The following is a 19,056-nucleotide window of genomic DNA, read 5'->3' as shown; positions in this document are numbered from 1 at the left end:
AATCAAATTATTGTCATGTAATAGGCTTTACATGAAAGCGTTATATAAAGTTTTATAGAAACGCCTATTAATACTTTATATAAAAGCAAAAAAGCAATTTTACTTGATCCCAAAGTCTTGATTAATAACTGTCAATTAAAGGAATTATAGAATGGCTCAACAAACAGTACTGTTCCCGAAGCACGTAGAAGCAGGGGCAAAAATGGTGGACTTCCATGGTTGGGATATGCCAATCAATTATGGTTCTCAGATTGCTGAACATAATGCTGTACGCGAAGATGCGGGTATGTTCGATGTGTCACACATGACTATCGTTGATATCAAAGGCTCTGATGCAAAGTCGTTCTTACGTTATTTACTTGCCAATGATGTGGCAAAATTAACTGTTTCTGGTAAAGCTCTTTATACCGGAATGTTACAACAAGATGGTGGGGTTATTGATGACCTTATCGTTTACTTCTTCAATGATGAATACTACCGTTTAGTGGTTAACTCAGCGACTCGTGTTAAAGATTTAGCATGGATCAACAAACAAGCTGCAGATTTCTCTGTTGCTGTTACTGAATTACCTGAACTGGCAATGATTGCTGTTCAAGGCCCTAAAGCGAAAGAAAAAGCCGCTACTGTATTCACAGCTGAGCAAAATGCTGCTGTTGAAGGCATGAAGCCTTTCTTTGGTGTACAAGCGGGTAGTTTGTTTATTGCTACAACGGGTTATACCGGTGAAGCAGGTTATGAAATAGTTGTTCCACAAGACCAGGCTTGCGATTTATGGCAGCAACTTGTGGACGCAGGTGTTCAACCAGCAGGTCTAGGCGCACGTGATACACTACGCCTTGAAGCTGGCATGAACCTTTACGGTTTAGATATGGATGAAACTGTATCACCGCTAGCCGCTAATATGGGCTGGACGATTGCTTGGGAACCACAAGAACGTGACTTTATTGGTCGCGCAGCGTTAACTGCTCAAAAAGCAGAAGGCACTGACAAGCTTGTTGGTTTAGTACTTGAAGCGAAAGGTATTTTACGTACTGGTCAAAAAGTCGTATTTACTAACGCTGAAGGCGAAGCATGTGAAGGCGTTATCACCAGTGGTAGCTTCTCACCAACATTAGGTTTTAGTATTGCATTTGCACGTGTTCCAGCATCAATCGGCGAAACAGCCGAAGTTGAAATGCGTAAGAAGCTGATCCCAGTTGCAGTGACTAAACCGGCGTTTGTTCGTAATGGTAAAAAACTAGTTTAGTGCTACGTTTGATTTAACTGAAAATTGTATGACGTAAGCTGGGTTACTGTTCTTTGTTATTAAAGATTCGTAATTCAGTGTCTACAGCGTTACCAAATAAAAACATAATCATTTAAGTATAAGACAAAAGGAATTTCAACAATGAGCAATATCCCAACTGAATTAAAATATGCATCTTCACACGAATGGGTTCGTAACGAAGGCGACGGTACGTTTACTGTCGGTATTTCTGACCATGCTCAAGGCCTTCTAGGCGATATGGTATTCATCGACTTACCAGATGTTGGTGATGAAGTTGAAGCTGGCGAAGATTGCGCAGTAGGCGAATCTGTTAAAGCTGCATCAGATATCTACGCACCAATCAGTGGTGAAGTTGTTGCAATCAATGAAGAACTTGAAGACTCTCCAGAGCTAGTAAACTCGGATGCATTCGGCGAAGGCTGGTTGTTCCGTGTTAAAGCGTCTGACGAAAGCCAGCTAGAAGCGTTACTTGACGCTGCTGCTTACGGCGAGTCAATCGAAGACTAGTTGTTGAAACCCTGAGCTAGCCTCGGGGTTTTTTTTAATTTTGTAAACGCTATTTTTATTTTGTAATAGTAAAATATACAGGGAATTGCATGAAAACCCATACCCCACTTGCCCAGTTAGAGCAAAATGATAATTTCGCCCGTCGCCATATCGGTCCTTGCGACGAAGAAACTAAAGCAATGTTAACGAAAGTTGGCGCTGAATCTTTAGAAGACCTTATTCAACAAACTGTACCAAGCTCGATCTTATTAGCTGAAGACGTTGTTGCTGGCCATCAGTTATCTGAAGTTGCAGCACTGCAAGAATTAAAAGCCATCGCAGCGAAGAACACAGTAAACAAAAGCTACATTGGTATGGGCTATTACGGTACTAACGTACCGAATGTTATCCTACGTAACGTATTCGAAAATCCAGGCTGGTACACGGCATACACGCCTTACCAACCAGAAATTGCACAAGGTCGTTTAGAAGCACTACTTAACTTCCAAACCATGACATGCGATTTAACCGGCATGGACTTAGCAAGCGCATCACTCCTTGACGAAGCGACAGCAGCAGCTGAAGCAATGGCAATGTGTAAGCGTGTTTCTAAAAACAAAAAATGTGATAACTTCTTTATCGCTGACAGCGTACACCCACAAGTAGCTGACGTGATGATCGAACGTGCGGAGCACTTCGGTTTCACTATTCTTCGCGGCCCTGCAGAAACAGCGCCTGAGCATGACTTGTTTGGTGCGGTACTTCAGTACCCTGGTACGAACGGTGACGTAACAGATATCAGCGACATTATTGCTGCTATCCAAGCGAAAAAAGGTGTTGTTGCAGTTGGTTCTGATTTATTAGCACTTACACGCATTAAATCACCTGCAGAACTTGGTGCAGACATGGCGTTTGGTAGTTCACAACGCTTTGGTGTACCTATGGGTTATGGCGGTCCACACGCGGCGTTCTTCGCAAGCTGTGACAAACATAAACGTTCTATGCCTGGTCGTATCATTGGTGTTTCTAAAGATACTCATGGTAAACCAGCACTACGTATGGCGATGCAAACGCGCGAGCAACACATTCGCCGTGAAAAAGCTAACTCAAACATTTGTACAGCACAGGTATTACTAGCGAACATGGCTGGTTTCTACGCAACATATCACGGTCCTCAAGGCCTGAAAGATATTGCTAAGCGTGTTAACCGTTTCACTGATTTGTTAGCTGCTGGTGTTGTTAAAGGCGGTCTAAGCCTAGTAAACAATACTTGGTTTGATACCATCACAGTTAAACTTGATAACGAGTTACTGGACAATAAAGAGAAAGTGGTTACACGCGCATTAGCTGCGGGTATTAACTTCCGTCTTGATACTGATCATCAGGTGGGTATCAGCATCGATGAAACAATCACGCAAGCTGACCTAGCAACATTATTCGACGTATTACTTGGCGATGACCACGGTATCTCGATTGATGCACTAGAAGCTGAGCTGGCTGCAACAGGTAGCACGTCTATCCCTGCATCAGTTGAACGTGAATCTGCATTCCTAACACACCCAGTATTTAACTCTCATCATTCAGAAACAGAAATGATGCGTTACATTAAATCTCTGGAAAATAAAGATTTAGCTCTTAACCATTCAATGATTTCATTAGGCTCTTGTACGATGAAACTGAATGCGGTTGCAGAAATGATCCCAGTAACATGGCCTGAATTCAGCAACATGCACCCGTTCTGCCCAGCAGATCAAGCGGTTGGTTATAAAGTGATGATTGACCTGTTAGAAGACTGGTTAGTAAGCATCACTGGCTACGATTCAATTTGTATGCAACCTAACTCAGGTGCACAAGGCGAATATGCTGGTCTACTAGCAATTCACAAATACCATGAGTCTCGTGGCGAATCACATCGTAACATCTGTCTGATCCCTAGCTCTGCACACGGTACTAACCCTGCATCAGCGCAAATGGCGGGTCTGAAAGTTGTTGTGACTAAGTGTGATGCTAACGGTAACGTTGACGTTGCAGACTTACGTGAAAAAGCGGAAGAGCTAAAAGACAACCTTTCTTGCATCATGATCACGTACCCATCGACACACGGTGTATACGAAGAAACGATTAAAGAAATCTGTGGCATCATTCATGACAACGGCGGCCAAGTTTACATGGACGGCGCGAACATGAACGCACAGGTAGGTCTTACTTCTCCTGGTTCTATGGGTTCTGATGTTTCTCACCTGAACTTACATAAAACATTCGCTATCCCACACGGTGGCGGTGGTCCAGGTATGGGTCCTATCGGCGTTAAAGCGCATTTAGCACCATTTGTTGCTGGTCACTCTGTTGCTGACACAGGTAAAGAAAGCCGTAATAACGGTGCGGTATCTGCTGCACAGTTCGGTAGCGCAAGTATCTTGCCTATTACGTGGATGTACATCAACATGTTGGGTACAGATGGCCTGAAAGCGTCTACACAGACAGCTATCTTAAATGCTAACTACCTAGCTCAAAACTTAGACCCACTATTCCCTGTGCTTTATAAAGGCCGTAACGACCGTGTTGCTCACGAGTGCATCATTGATTTACGCCCACTTAAAGAAGCAACGGGTATCAGCGAGTCTGATGTTGCTAAACGTCTAATGGATTATGGTTTCCATGCGCCAACAATGAGCTTCCCAGTTGCGGGTACGCTAATGATTGAGCCAACTGAATCTGAATCTAAAGCTGAATTAGATCGCTTCATCCTAGCAATGACAGGCATCCGTGCTGAAATTGCTAAAGTTGAATCGGGTGAGTGGACTGCAGAACAAAGCCCACTACATAACGCACCACACACACTAGCTGATATTGTTGACGCTAACTGGGATCGTGTTTATGACCGTGAAACTGCGGTTTACCCTGCTGCTTACGTGAAGAAAGATAAATTCTGGCCTACCGTAAACCGCATCGATGATGTGTATGGCGACCGTAACTTATTTTGCTCATGCCCACCAATTGAAGCGTATAACGACTAAATTTGGTTGATGTAGCCGAGTATTTAAAATTTAGACAAAGGTAATTAAAAATAGACAAACTCCGGTTTGTCTATTTTTTTATAAGTAAGCTTAACTATAACTGAGGATGTAAATGAGTAATTTATTAGAATTATCTGAGCAGTTAGTAAAAGCTCTAAAAGAACAAAAATTATTTATTACTACTGTAGAGTCTTGTACTGGTGGTGGTGTTGCAAACTGTATAACGAATATCTCAGGGGCTAGCGAAGTTATGTTTGACTCCTCAATTACATACTCTAATGAAGCTAAAATAGCTCTTGGCGTTCCGAAAAAAATTATTGAGGAGTTTACTGTTTACTCAATGGAAACGGCTATAGCGATGGCTAGGGCTGGTATTCAGTATTCAAGCAAAGCAGATATTGGGGTTGGGGTTACAGGAAGCCTTTCTCGGTTAGACCCTACGAATGCGAGTTCAACTCTTGGAATTGTATATATTGCAGTTGTAAGTGGAGATATTGTTCTTCGTGAACGATTTGAAATCCTAGACGCATCGGAACGTTGGGAAGATAAAGATAAAGTAATTAAAAAGACATTAGAAATGATAATTGAAATAGTAAGTGATTAGTCTGACCTTCTCTTCATCACTTTTATCAGAATTAAACTATGATTGTTCGAAACATTCATTCCTCTATAATTTATAGAGCGTTAAAAGGTCATTGTAGTATTCATATAGTAAGTATCGTAGATGGACAAGTTTAAATTTAATTCATGAAATACAATCTAAACCTTTCTATCTACTTTTGATTGATTTATTTTTTATATCAACCCCTTGGTAGTATATTAAATCATATAGTACTGGTATCATTTCTCTTATTCTATGTGTTCTAATCGTGGGAGTTAATCCCACACCAAAAGGTAAAATGGATAAGCTACGATTTCTAATTGTTTCCGATTTACATTCTAGTGTGAATACTGAGAACACAAACGATTCAAGATTAATATTTGATGCAGGCTCTCAATCAAGTGAACACGCGGATGCTTTTATCGATTTTGCAAAAAACCTTAACCAGAATATAGATTGTTTAATATGTCCTGGTGACATTTCTAACAAAGGAGAGGTTGAGGGGTTTAGCGCAGGTTGGAAATTTCTACACAAAGTCAAAGATGACTTAGATATTGAACACCTTTTATGTGTACCTGGTAATCACGATCACCAATCAAGACCTGGTGACAATTTTTCTGCAATTCATGAAATTAAATTTGTATCCCCGCCTTTTCCAACTAGCGATTTAGCTATTAATACTCAGTTTTGGGGGTGGCATTGGAGCCATGTTCAATTTGAAAATTATAACGTTATCAAATTAAATTCTAGTGCATACCATGGGCTAAATGATGAATATAAGCATGGACGAGTAGCAATCGAAACGGTGAACCAGATTTCAGAATATCTTAAATCAGATAATTTCGAAGAGAAAAAATTTAATTTGTTATTGTGTCACCATCACCCTGTGAAAATGGAACATGTCGATGAAAATTTTGATTCGGAAGTTATGGAAGGTGGGCAAATGCTCCTCAAAGAGCTCGATGGTTCGAATGTAGGCCCATGGCTTGTGGTTCACGGACATAAACACTTTGCTAGTTTAGGGTACGGAATGACTGACAGGTCTACACCACCAGTAATTTTTTCTGCTGGTAGTTTAGGCGCAAATTTGTATCCTAAAATTAAAGATAAAACGAGTAATCAATTTTATATTTTATGTATAGATTTGCAAAAAACTTTAGATGAAGAGTGTCTCGTTGGAACTTTTGAAGCTTACTCTTGGAACTTGAGAAATGGTTGGCATAATTCTAAAAGTAATCATTTGCCACATAAAGGTGGTTTTGGGTCTTCAGTAAAACCGGTCCATATTATGAAGCAAATAAAAACTCTTTTACAGGGCAATACTTACATAAATAGTAATGACTTAGCTTCTATTCAAGAAGAAATTGAATTTTACACGCCAGGTCAATTTCAAGAACTTTTAGACAAGATGAAAAAGAATCATCTTCGTGTTGACTATGATGGAAATCAAATATTAGAGGTTGCAAATAATGAATGACCAAACGATAAATTTTAATGAGTCATTTAATGCAAAGGCTACATCCAAAATAAACCTATGTTCAGACTTTATTACTAACAGTCATTTTGACCTACTTACTACTCCAAATAATACTATTATGATTGGTCCTAGAGGTAGTGGTAAAACGACTCTCCTGAGGATGTTAGATGTAGAGGTTTTAGATATTTGGAGCAAAAAAAATGCGGATAAATATCGGGAAAATATATCTTTTTCTGGTGTGTTTGTTCCTACCGATCGATTTTGGAAAACTCAATATGAAAGAATATCGGTTAGGTTTAAAAATGATACTAAGGTTCAAAAACTTTTGGAAGCCTCTTTTGTTTATCATATATTGGAATGTTTCGCACAAGTAGTTAGCTACAGGGCTAGTAATACTGCAATTAAAAAAAATAATTTTCGAGATATTAAAATATCTCGAAACGATGAGTCAGAACTTGTTAATGAACTTGCTGCTTATTGGAAGGTTGAGCCAAGAATTCCTTCATTAAGAGGATTGGTTATTGCGACATCATTAAAAAAGCAAAAGATATCAACAGTAATTGCAGGATTAAATTCGGATGATAAAAGTGCTAATGTTGATATAGCCGAAGATAGATTGATGGGCTTATTGGAAACAAGTGTTCTTATTATAAATCAGTACTTTGGTGAGACTGATGGTACGTGGGGATTCTTGTTTGATGAATTAGAGCTAGCGCCTGAAGTCTTTATACAACCTTTAATCGATGCAATGAGAGGTGGGCCTCAGAATATTATTTTTAAGTTAGCACTATCTCCGTATCACAAAGGTGTCTCTATCACAAAAGACTCATTTAGTGGGATGAACAAGCAAGATCTGACTTTCATAAATCTCAGCGGCGTAAGGCAAGATGGTTTCAATTTTGCTAAAGAGCTAAGCGAAAATATTTTTAATAAATACGGATTAAACAAGAATATCAAAGATTATTTCGAATATAACCGTGTTATTGAAAGGGATAGAGAGTTTTCTGAATTAATAACGAAGGATAAATCATTTTATGAATATGTGTCGAAGCAGAAGCTGAATATTTATAAATATGATGGATTACCAAAGAACAAACAAGATGTTTATAGACGTATTCAGTTTAATTTTCATTTGAGAAACTACTATCTTAGAGATGAAAAAAATAAAGCATCTAGACGAAGAGCCTCATCTTACTATGTAGGTTTCGACAAGATTTGTGCGATGTTAGAATATAATCCTAGAATGCTAGTTGGTATCATGAGTGTATTTGCTGCTATTGCTAAGAAAAATGGAATAATCAAAGAGCATGAACAGTTAAGTAATATTAATACTTACGCGATGTCATTTAAATCGTTGTTGAGTACTATTGCTGTAGAATCAAGCAATCAGGAGTTTATAACACTTTTTGATATAATTGATAAAGTGGGTAAGTATTTGAGTAAAGAGATACATGGCAAACATTTTAATCCGGATCCACGTGGTAGTATTATGTTTAAAAATGAATTTAACGATAATTATATTGCAGCAATTGGTCTTGCTTTGAATGCTGGAGCTTTAATTATTGAAAAAAATGTCATTGATTCTTTTCATGATATCGATGATATAAAAAATTCAAGGTGCCGCTTATCGTATCTTTTTGCGCCAGAATATAAATTGTTACTTAATTCGCAGCGTGCGGTTGATTTAATTGATATATTAAATCACTCTCATATTGATATTTTTGATCCTTCAGGAGTTAAATTTACTCAAGTGGAGCTTTTCTCATGATTTTTGATAAAATTGCATATACAGACGAATTCGATTTGGCAATTTATGGCTTGGGATATGAAAGTAGATCAACAAGTGCTTTTAAGAACTTTTCTACCAAATCGGCAAGAAATATTGTAATCGGGTATGAAACAAATAAAACAGCAATTAAATATCATGAAAATAAAGTATATTTTGAGGAAAGTGAGGCTGAACTATTTGAAAATAATTGTGATTTAATTGTAGACACAGTTAAGCGCATAGTGCTTGAAACATTACAAAAAATAGATGAACCTCGAATATTTCTAGATATTACTGTAATGAGCAGACATCGCCTAGCATCAATCTTATTCAATCTTCTTAATGTTTTGCCTAAAAGCTCAAAAATTACAATTTGTTATAATTTATCCTATTATGTTGATCCTCCTGAAGGTATTCAGCCAGTGAAAAAATTAGGACCTATAATTGAAGAGCTAGGTGGTGATCTTGGTAATCTATCAATGCCAACTTCAGTTGTATTTGGTCTTGGCTATGAAGAGCATAAGGCTTTAGGAGTATATAATTATTACGATGCCGATTTTTCTTATGCTTTTGTACCGAAAAACCAATATTCTGATTTTGAACAGACAGTAAGGCTTAATAATGCGCCTTTACTTGATGCTGTCCAAGATAGAAATACTTTTACTTATGATGTAACGAACCCTTATACAACATATATAGATCTGAAATCATTAATTGTATCTTTAAGTGATGTATCGAGAACGATATTGGTTCCCTTAGGCCCTAAAATTTTTGCAGCTATAGCGGTTATCTTAGGTCAAGAGTTTCACCCGAAGCTACCAATATGGAGAGTATCCTCTCTTCATTCTGAGATTCCAGTTGAAAGAGCCTCTCATAAAGAAATTCTATTTAGCATTACGGTTTAAATGATTTAATTGAAATCTTATTAAGTACTTTTAGGGTTTGTTGTTTTGCCTCCTAATTGGAGGCTTTTTAATTTAGTATTATCATATCAAATTATTTTTATCTAAAATTCTGCATCAAAATAGCCCTAAATTGCTCTGAATGTCTTTCTAATTGGGCTATTAATCGCTTAAATCGTTTCCTGTACTGATCAGGAGATGCAGTTTTATTTGTATCTGCTGCGGCCATTTCAACAAAGGTCATGCCGTCAAAGCGATCCCAGAAACAACGTATCTTTTTTTCATTCAGCCCAATGTTTGTAAACAGTTCATTTAGATCTTCTAGAGTCTCACTCTGTAAACTGTCCGAGCTTAAGTTAGAAGTGACCATTGATGCTATCCAAGTATCCACTTCGTTAGAGTCTCCAGTACCGTGTACTCGTGCTGCTCTACCTGGCTTTCTTTCCGTGTGTCGATCACCTTTTTCAATATCAGGTTTATTTTTACCGTGTCCCCAGTAATATCGTTTTTTCCTACAGAATGACTTAACCGCTTCTAAGGTATATTTTTTGACAAAAGCCTTATCTTTTTTGAATTCAGTGAGCTTCCGTAGTCTCTCTTTTGAGTTGAAATGACCTGATGGGTCAGCTTGTATTTGCTCCGATAAAATTCGTTCAATATCAGCAATGCAGCCAAAAGTCATGTACTCAAGATCCGCTGCCTCTGGAAAATATTGGAGTCTCGATTTGATCATTACTTTTATCAATACGCGATCGGTTCTCGTGATGTAATGAAACTCTCGTAAAAATAACTCACCTAGTTTTTGAAGTTCAGCGTCATCCATCCATAAGCCTATTTATCCATTTTCATCAAATTAAATATTTATCACACATGTCTTTTTAAAATTATAAATATTTTTTGTCCGGTTAACCATAAAAATCCCCCTATCTCTTTTGTTAAATATAAAAAACGAACTTATTTATCAGTTTGTTAATAAATAAGGATAGACATAATATTTAACTAAATAATTAAAATGTCAATAAAATCAATTGGTTGGGTTTTGTTTTGTCTTGACTCTATTTAGGTTTTTAGCCATGCTTAAGATCGAGCATGAGTTATGAAATAGAAAAATTGATATCTGAATAAAGATGGAATAACCATATTAAAATTATTTTGAGGTTCATATGAAGAGAAGAAATCAGATAACTCATGTTTTGAGAGATAAGTGGATAGAAGATTGGAAACGAGCAAATGATCGTAGCCCGCACTGGGTGTCCTTTATTAAAACCCAAGATATAAAATCTCTTGGGAGTAAATCTCGCACACCAGATTTTGCAGAGCCTGGACAAGATAGAGATCTACTTTCAACAAATGAACGTCATTTTTTTTACCGCCTAAGGTTTGCTGGGGAATTCTTGTGGATTAAAGAGCAATACCCATTGTTAACTCTTGAACGGTCGTTAGCTATTTCTAAGCAGCTTGGTGTTCGTCATCCAACTTATCCATACACCGCTAATGTGCAAGTCGTTATGACGAGTGATTTTTACTGTAGAACGATTCTCGGGCAAGAAGTTGTTTACTCGATTAAAGATTCAGATTCATACGAAAAATTAACAGAGAGAAAGAAAGCTAACATGGAGGTAAAACAAAAAATAGAAAAGGTATTTTGGGAATCTCAAGGCATTAAATGGCATCTTATTATGAGTGAAGATATCAAAACTGTTTTTTCACAAAATTTAGAACAGCTTTTTTCTTTTTATTCAATTGATTTGTACTTAACGATATTACTACCTATATGGCTGAAGCATTTTGATGCCGATATTAAACAGAGTTGTGGGATACAACTTAGTGATTTCATTTCTGCTCTGGCCATAAAAATGAACTTGAGCTACATGGATTCAGTTGCAATTTTCCAACACTGCTTATGGCATAAAAAAATAATCGCAGATCTTAATCAACGACTTAGATTTGAAAACTTAGTCGCGGATTTTCAGCTGAGAGTAGCTACATATGGATGAGGTATTACTTCAGTTAAACGATCTTTTAGTGCCTGTTGGAGGCGAAGAAAATGGATTTATAGACGCGCCATATATCGTCCTTTTTATTGATGCTACGACTGATCGTGTTTTAGCCATGAATATGCGTAAAAATAAAAAGCCAGCCCAGTTTAGTTATCAGATGTTACTGAGGGCGTTAGAGGAAAGAGATATAAGAAAAGGTATATTTCAATTGCCGGAACACATGGCAATGCCTGAGCGTTTTATAAAGCCTAAGGATTTGAAAGTTCGGAATAAAAAGTTTGAAGTGATTCAACCTATCATTAAAAACTTAGAACAGTTCTTGTTACCTGGAAATTACGGGAACAGGTTGATTGAGCAATGCTTAGAAGTTGCATCCACCATTGGCATTAAGGCTGACCGAACTCAAATGTATGGCTGGATATATCGATATTTACGAACGGGTTGTAATGTAAATGCATTTTTGAGAAAACCTGGCACAGGAAAAGTGTCGAATAAAAATTATACCAGAAAAACAGGACCTAAAAGGGATGATGGTGTGATTGGTCGAATGAGAAATAGTAAGGATGAAAAAAATATCCGCTATATCGCCAATACGCATATTAAATGTGGTGCCCCTAAATCTTACCCTAAAGCTTTTATTGAATATGAAGACCGTTTTGCTAGTGATCCTGTTGTTGATGGGATGACTGGAGAAATTAGTAGTTTTAAGCGATTCAGTGCAGAGCAACGAATTAGCTATGAACAGTTTAAGAATTATGTCAGAGCTTATGTTGATGGGAGAAAAGATGAGTTCCGAGCTGCACAGGGTATAACAGATAAGTTTAATAAAGATCACAAAGGGCTAAAAGGTAATCTCGAAAACTTCTACGCGGAAGGTCCTGGGCATGTGTACCAAGTGGATGAAACGCCGCTCGATATAGAACTTGTTGATGAGTTTGATAAAACCAGAACTAAGCGTATGGGTAAACCCACTTGTTATTCTGTTATTGATATGTTTTCTCGTGCTTGGGTTGCCTTATTGCTTACTTTCGCTAAAGCCTCTGCGCATACGGCTCGTGAAGTTATTCTGGTGGCTTTTAGAGATAAAAACAAATTTTGTGAGGAGATTGGTGTAAAGCTAACTGAATTATGGGGTATTTCTGGAAAGTGTCGCATTATTTTTGTCGATAATGCAGAGTTCAAAGCGGAGTTGGAGCGCTCATTAAGCAAAGATGCACAAATTGAACAAGTATATAACACCGAGGGTAACTCGCAGCAAAAGGGTCTTGTCGAACGGAGGCATAGATCACTCGAGGATTTTTTATACGGCGTCGTCCCTGGAGCTGGTAAAAAGAATATTGCGGACTACTTAAAAAGACGCCTTCGTAAAGATGCCTTACTAAATATTCGAGAGCTATACCAAATATTGATCGATTTTATTACTAGATATAATAATCATTATCCTATTAAAGATTTGCCTCTCACTAAAGAAATGAGGCTTGATGGCGTCAAATCAATTCCGATGAGTAAATTTAATTGGGGGCTAAAAAATCGTCCAGGTTATTTGAAACCAGTTGATGACCGAGAGCTTTACCAAAATTTACTTGAAGTCGGTGAGGTAACTATCCATCGTGATTATTTATTTTTACAGGGTAAGTACTTAGGCCGAAAAAAGGGTAAGAAGCCGACGCTAGGGCTTAAATATACCTGTGAGTGGACGCTGGTCAATGGGTATCAGGATGATGCAAGCCGGAAACATTTATCTAGTTTACCTTGTCGATTTATGCGTTATTCCTTGAGTACCATTTTTATTGAAACACCGGACGGGCTTTACCCTGCGACCCTGCAAAGTTCCGATATGATGTATAAAAACATGTCTGATGAAGCCATTCAATATGATAAGAAACAGCAATCTGTTGAGTATAAAAAGCTTAAAGAAAAGCATGACGAAAAGCAAAGTGAAACACGTATCACGGTCAGTGATTTCATAGCTTCAGCTAGAAATGAACAAGTTCCTATAAATATTAATCAAGCGAATACTCAGGATATTTCTGTTCATCGAGATGAGGCGATAGAACACGAAATTGGATTAGCTAAAGAGCAATTTACTCAAATTCTTGACGTTGAAGCACCAACGAATCATGAAGTTGAAGTATCTCCAAATCATGACGTAATACCAGATCCAATTACTGTTGTTGATAAACCGCATTCAAAAAGTACGACGTCGGCTATTTTTGCGGCTAAGCGTGCAGAGCGAAAACGTAAAAGAGGAAATTCATAATGTCATTCCAAGTAGCTAAATATATTCCTTCAAATAATAGTGACTACCGTGGTAACCCATTCATTGAGGCATTACCACTACGACTCAGTGCTGATAAATTTTGGGATGCAGTAGTTGATGAAGTAGAGATACCTGAGAATATGGTTGATTTAGATGTAGAAACATTAGAGCAAAAGTCTGCTAACGTAATGAAATCGGTATTGCCTACATCTCAGTATTATGATGTGTATTGTGACTTTCTTAATACTCTTAAAGAGGGATATCAGGAGAGGAATCCTCTTAATGAAGATACACAACGGTGGCAAAATGCGGTAGCAACGGATAGCTATAAACGAACCCGTACTACAGCACCATCATTGAAATTAACTGGATTTAGTGGGATGGGGAAAACAACATTAGTTGATAGTATTTTAACGCTGTTGAAGCCTGTTCTAAAGCATGAGCAAGATGGACCTATGGGAAAGGAGGTTTTGCAATTTGTTTACATTAAAGTCAATATACCTGGTGAAGCTGATAGTAAAGAAATATGCCTAGTTATTGCACGTGAAATTGATAAAGTATTAAAGACTGATTATAAGATCCAGTATGAAGGTCTCTCGCGAAAACGTTGTATAGATAAAATTGTCACATTGTGTACGACTTTACTCATTGGAGTTATTATCTTTGATGAAATTCATAACATTTGTTTTGCAGCACCAAATGAACGAAAGTTAATTTTCACTCTCTTTGATGAACTGACTCAAGTTGCACATATCCCGACAATAAAAATAGGTACATCGAAAGCTAATAATTTAGCAGAGAAGGATTTTACTAATGCTCGACGTATAGGGATCCCGCATGAATGGGTTAACTTTTCAAAGTGTGATGATGATTGGAAAATGCTTGTTGAGTATGCTTGGGATTATCAGCTATTACCTAGTTTTTTGGAGTTAACTCCGACATTAGAAAACAAGGTATATAGCATCACTCAAGGTATACCGCACTGCCTGTTTTTCCTAATTGAGCAAGCGAATAAATATTGCATTAGATATGACATAGAATGTTTTTCGATTGAAGTATTTGATCATATTTTTGATACAAAATTTGCTGTAATGAAACCGGCGATTATTGCTTTAAGACATGGGAAAGTAGATGCGTTTGACGATCTAATGAATACGAATATTAAGCTAGATAAAGAAGTCAATATTTTAGTTAAAAAACTACTGAAAATTGCATCTGAAAATAAGTTTAAAGGTCAAGAAGCTAAAGCTATTTATGATCAAGTCGAGCGTTATTTACCTGAGTACAAGCTGACTAAAAAAGAAGAGCAAATAGTTAAACGTTTAGAAAAAGAATCAGCAATGATTTCTTCAAGCATGCCTATCGATGATGATGGCTACGAAGGGATCCCACTATGAATTTAGCGCTTTTTCGAGCATTTCCTAATGAGCACCTTTTCTCATTGTTGCTACGTTTATACAAACTCTCAGGCTATGGTGACTTTATCACTTTTCAAAAAAACGTGGGTATTCAAGATAGGTTTCTTCATGCCAATAAAGTTTTTTCATCTACAGCTGAAAAGTTGATTACCCATTTAGAAGATAGAGATGAAACGATTAAAGCTCACAGCGTTGTCCCTTTGTGGCAGATGTCGGTTGGGCAGATCATTGATGTAGAAGATACACGCTTACAGCTATTTAATCATATGAATGAGCAACAGCTATTTGGTTTTGATACTAGTTGGCATAGCTGTAAAAAATGCAGGCAAGATGACTTAGTTACATATGGAACGAGCTATTGGCATGCGAAGCATCAGTTGCCGAGTGTTTTTGAGTGCTATAAACACCACTGTACGCTGGATAAAGGAGTTGAACCAGTTAAAAACTTGTTCACTGAAATACTGCCTCATCAAGTTGTTGCTTGGAACCCTGTATTATCACGTATAAGTGGCGATCTAAAATGTTGGCAATCATTTGTATGGAAAATCGATGCCATCTCTCATAATCAGCCTTCTACCGTGGCTGATATAAAACATCGATTAATTGAGCTTTTGGGGCTTAATATTCAAAGCTTACCAAAGCGGAAAGCTATATGTGAATTACATAATCCACATTTTGAATCCGCTTTGGGCCCAGTACTCATTAAATATATTTTTCGAGACTATACAAGATCAACGCAACGAGGAAAGACAAACATTTTAAGTTCAATGTTTGCCAATATCCATAAAGCGCAAGGTGTGAGGAACCCGATATATTGGGTTGCTCTTGCTTATTGGCAGAGAGCCAAGCTTGGCTTGAATTAAGTGGGATTTAATCATGCCGGATATGTTGTTTCCTAATTCGTTACCTGACGAAACTATTTTTAGCTGGATATGCCGGTTTCATCTTCAGGCCGCTCATTCAAGTTTTCGTTACTACACACTACCGATGTTTGGTATTAATAGTTCGAGACCAACTAATGAGTTTCCTGTCTTTTTGCCTCAGCTCTCAGAACTATCTGGTGTTAGTTTAAATGAGTTAATTAACCAGATGACCAGCCTCCATTATTACGAACCATTTCTATTAGAAAAAGATTATAAATTAGCTTTTGAAGCACTTAAATCTGGACACACAGCGAGCTTGCAAAGCAATTTAGGTATGGTGGCAAATAGAATTGCATCAGGACAGTATCTAAAATATTGTCCACAGTGCGTGGTTTCAGACAACGAGAAATATGGACTAGCATATTGGCATAAAATACATCAACTCATTGGTATTACTGTATGTCCTATTCATTACTGCCATTTAAATGGGGTCAGAAGGCGTTCTGTTAAAGTATTATTGCCAGAGTTAAGTTGCATGCAAGAAATAGGAATAGTTGAGGAGCGTGAGTTAAGCAGCCTCATTGCTGATGAGTTTAGTGATATTTCATCAAATTTAACGATAAATAATATTAATCCGCTATATGTGTTTCAGTTGCGAGAGCTTGGGCTTCAAACCAGTACTGGGAGAGTAAGGCAAAAATTACTGAAAAGCTTTTTACTTGATAAACTAAATGCGTTATCTCAATTTTCACCCGCATTTCAACGTTTGGCTGTGCAGGCCCAAAAAGGACAGTACCCTGAATGTTTATTCTATCGTTCCGATTGTAATCATCAGCCGCTTAAACATCTGTTTCTGATCTATGTCCTTTTTGGAAGTTGGTCCAACTTCCGTCAGTGTTTACCAGGTGATGCCGCTGATTTAGATCCTCAAATACCTCAGAAAAAATGGATGACTAAAAGTGAGCCTCAATGGAGTAAGGCAATAGCATGCTTGAAACAAGGTGAGAGCTTACGCACAGTTGCTGAGATGTTTTCTACAACAGTTAGCACCCTGAAAATAAAAGCTCAGCAGCAGGGCATTGTCGTTAACACCAGGCCATCAAAGGTATATGAAAATATTGAACGAGCTATCTGGCGTAAACTTTTTATTGGCGAGAAAACACAAGATGTAGCCGCTGAATTTGATTTGTCTGTAGCAGCTATCGAGAAGGTGTTAACTAAGCATCAAGAGCTCAAGTTACTAAGAAAGCGTATCTGGTATGTTGCCGATTTTACTCGCCATCAGAATCAAATAATTCACTATGTTCAAGCAAATCTAAATGTGACTAGAAATGAAATAAAGCTTGCGAGAGCTGCTAGTTACATATGGTTGTATAAGCACGAAAAAGAGTGGTTATATCAGAATATACCGACTGAAATCCCCCGTAATAAAAGATATGTTCGATAGGAGTTAGCATGATTACTGAGATTAAAGACTGGTACATTGTTGATGTGTACAAAGATAAGCTGTTTGAAGAACGTATCGGTAAGGTTCTTTGGGGAATCGTCATTCACGATGAGCAAGGCAGGTTTAAGACTGGTGATTATGTATGTACGTCTAGGTTACTTAAGATAAGCCCAGAGAAGAGAGAGGCTTATACTCGCACTGGCAGTTCTTATCTTCTTCATGGGAGTGGTGAACGAGTGGGGATCGCGCATGATGATTTAGCGATTATATCGATGGGTGTATCACCTTCTGAGTTGGATTGTATTAAGAATGGATTTGATTAGGTTACGTTGAGTGACTCGGGCGGGTAATTGAGGGCTTATTCATCTGTTACCCTCAGTTACTACTCTGAACCTATATACATATTAAATGAATCTTTTCAAATAGGTATTCCCATCAAATGCGTTGTTTTTAATTAGCAAATCAAAGACCTTTGTTGAGCGAAGTTCATCTTTTGGCAGAAGAATCACCTCATGACTGCGGTAATTAAGCGGTGCAATTAGATATGTTGCGCGAAATAATTCGATTTCTTTTAGGAGTCTATAATCATGATTTGAAATAATGGTTACATTGAAATCATCTAGTAGCCGTTTTAATTCGATCTTATCGAAATTATATTGTTGAAGTTTTCCATTTATTGGAACTGAGTGATCTAGTTTTTTTGCAATATACCTAGCTGCTGCAAGATGGTGTGACCCGTCACAATTTATATAGAAAAGTCGTGGGTCCCATTCGTGTATAGCGAGATAATCTGACTGAAAACCACGGAGAATACGAATCCCCCTATGAGCCAAATTTTCATTTAACCTATCTTTTGTTATCTCTGATATATAATCTTTTGTTCGTTTTTGAGCAAATTCATCTAGTGTTTTAAATTCATTTAAATTTGATTTTGATGCAGATAGCCCCTCAATGTCCCTAATATCACAACTAAATGAATCAATAATATTACTCGTTATTATAGATCTAATACTTAACGAGTAATTATGTGGGTAGTCTAGAGAGTATTTATAACCTCGTTCAATTCTCAGATCTTGCAGTTTGATAATACTACCTGAGTCAATTGTTCTGGTTGGAAAGGGAGATTTAGGTATTAACTCTGGATCCTTCTCTATTCTCGATTTTAAATTTACGGGCTCAATTTTGATTGTTCCAGTAAGTGTGGTTAATATTTTTTTTATTAGTGAATTCGATGCTAATTTCATTCTTAAATTTCCGTTATAGTATTAGGTGTTTAACCATACATTAAAAAATTAGCGATTTGGGGAACGACTGAATTCTCAGATTATTTAAGACATGCTCAGGTTATAGTGGTGAAAGATATTTGTAGGTGGCTCGGTTCAAATTTGGAGACAACTAAGTCTTAGTCACTAAGACTTAGTTGTTATATGTTAGAAAAAACAAATTTCAGATGACATTTTTATGGTGTTGTTATGGCTGTTAACGAATTCAGACCAATATAAATTACTGTTATCAAGTGATAATGGGGCGTCAGTGACGAGTAGTCAGAC

Annotated in this window: 15 protein-coding genes; 13 read left to right on the top strand and 2 right to left on the bottom strand. The window is 37.4% G+C overall.

Annotation, left to right across the window (positions count from 1 at the left end; genetic code table 11):
• The first annotated feature begins 151 nt into the window (after window positions 1–151).
• The 7 genes from gcvT to JFU56_RS05290 all read left to right on the top strand — a co-directional run bounded on the left by gcvT (window position 152) and on the right by JFU56_RS05290 (window position 9,521).
• The gene (gcvT, locus tag JFU56_RS05320; protein WP_198436227.1) at window positions 152–1,246 is read left to right on the top strand and encodes a glycine cleavage system aminomethyltransferase GcvT; all 1,095 of its coding nucleotides are present in this window, start codon (window positions 152–154) and stop codon (window positions 1,244–1,246) included.
• A 141-nt stretch (window positions 1,247–1,387) separates the two neighbouring features.
• Window positions 1,388–1,774 (top strand): glycine cleavage system protein GcvH, encoded by a 387-nt coding sequence (gcvH, locus tag JFU56_RS05315; RefSeq protein WP_198436226.1) that lies wholly within the window; start codon window positions 1,388–1,390, stop codon window positions 1,772–1,774.
• A gap of 89 nt (window positions 1,775–1,863) precedes the next feature.
• A complete protein-coding gene (gene gcvP, locus JFU56_RS05310) occupies window positions 1,864–4,770 on the top strand; it encodes an aminomethyl-transferring glycine dehydrogenase (RefSeq protein WP_198436225.1) in 2,907 nt (968 codons plus the stop codon).
• Window positions 4,771–4,882: 112 nt separating this feature from the next.
• On the top strand, window positions 4,883–5,374 hold the full coding sequence (locus JFU56_RS05305) for a CinA family protein (RefSeq protein ID WP_198436224.1): 492 nt from the start codon (window positions 4,883–4,885) through the stop codon (window positions 5,372–5,374).
• Between the two features lie 295 nt (window positions 5,375–5,669).
• Window positions 5,670–6,848: a metallophosphoesterase gene (locus JFU56_RS05300; protein WP_198436223.1), complete on the top strand. Its 1,179-nt coding sequence runs from the start codon at window positions 5,670–5,672 to the stop codon at window positions 6,846–6,848.
• Window positions 6,841–8,616 carry a hypothetical protein gene (locus tag JFU56_RS05295; RefSeq protein ID WP_198436222.1) on the top strand — a complete coding sequence of 592 codons (1,776 nt, stop codon included), beginning with the start codon at window positions 6,841–6,843 and terminating at the stop codon, window positions 8,614–8,616. The genes JFU56_RS05300 and JFU56_RS05295 overlap by 8 nt, the downstream gene beginning before the upstream one ends.
• Window positions 8,613–9,521 carry a hypothetical protein gene (locus JFU56_RS05290; protein ID WP_198436221.1) on the top strand — a complete coding sequence of 303 codons (909 nt, stop codon included), beginning with the start codon at window positions 8,613–8,615 and terminating at the stop codon, window positions 9,519–9,521. Before JFU56_RS05295 ends, JFU56_RS05290 begins: the two co-directional genes overlap by 4 nt.
• A gap of 97 nt (window positions 9,522–9,618) precedes the next feature.
• Here JFU56_RS05290 and JFU56_RS05285 read toward each other — a convergent pair whose 3' ends face one another.
• Window positions 9,619–10,341, bottom strand: a complete 723-nt coding sequence (locus tag JFU56_RS05285) for a hypothetical protein (RefSeq protein WP_198436220.1) — start codon at window positions 10,339–10,341, stop codon at window positions 9,619–9,621.
• A gap of 340 nt (window positions 10,342–10,681) precedes the next feature.
• Between JFU56_RS05285 and JFU56_RS05280 the strand changes: the two genes are divergently transcribed.
• The 6 genes from JFU56_RS05280 to JFU56_RS05255 are packed head-to-tail and all read left to right on the top strand — an operon-like array spanning window position 10,682 to window position 17,829.
• Window positions 10,682–11,515 (top strand): TnsA endonuclease N-terminal domain-containing protein, encoded by an 834-nt coding sequence (locus JFU56_RS05280; RefSeq protein ID WP_198436219.1) that lies wholly within the window; start codon window positions 10,682–10,684, stop codon window positions 11,513–11,515.
• Window positions 11,508–13,778: a DDE-type integrase/transposase/recombinase gene (locus JFU56_RS05275; protein WP_198436218.1), complete on the top strand. Its 2,271-nt coding sequence runs from the start codon at window positions 11,508–11,510 to the stop codon at window positions 13,776–13,778. Before JFU56_RS05280 ends, JFU56_RS05275 begins: the two co-directional genes overlap by 8 nt.
• Entirely contained in the window at window positions 13,778–15,175 is a 1,398-nt protein-coding gene (locus tag JFU56_RS05270; RefSeq protein WP_198436217.1) for an ATP-binding protein, read from the top strand. Before JFU56_RS05275 ends, JFU56_RS05270 begins: the two co-directional genes overlap by 1 nt.
• Window positions 15,172–16,059: a TniQ family protein gene (locus JFU56_RS05265; protein ID WP_198436216.1), complete on the top strand. Its 888-nt coding sequence runs from the start codon at window positions 15,172–15,174 to the stop codon at window positions 16,057–16,059. Before JFU56_RS05270 ends, JFU56_RS05265 begins: the two co-directional genes overlap by 4 nt.
• Before the next feature lie 13 nt (window positions 16,060–16,072).
• Window positions 16,073–17,506: a TnsD family Tn7-like transposition protein gene (locus tag JFU56_RS05260; RefSeq protein WP_198436215.1), complete on the top strand. Its 1,434-nt coding sequence runs from the start codon at window positions 16,073–16,075 to the stop codon at window positions 17,504–17,506.
• 8 nt (window positions 17,507–17,514) lie between these two features.
• The gene (locus JFU56_RS05255; protein WP_198436214.1) at window positions 17,515–17,829 is read left to right on the top strand and encodes a hypothetical protein; all 315 of its coding nucleotides are present in this window, start codon (window positions 17,515–17,517) and stop codon (window positions 17,827–17,829) included.
• Between the two features lie 81 nt (window positions 17,830–17,910).
• On the opposite strand, the gene JFU56_RS05250 is transcribed toward JFU56_RS05255, so the two are convergent.
• A complete protein-coding gene (locus tag JFU56_RS05250; protein WP_198436213.1) occupies window positions 17,911–18,750 on the bottom strand; it encodes a DUF6685 family protein in 840 nt (279 codons plus the stop codon).
• Window positions 18,751–19,056 lie beyond the last annotated feature (306 nt).

The organism is Moritella sp. F3 (assembly GCF_015082335.1).
Lineage (GTDB): Bacteria > Pseudomonadota > Gammaproteobacteria > Enterobacterales > Moritellaceae > Moritella.
This window is presented reverse-complemented; position numbering and strand designations above follow the sequence as displayed.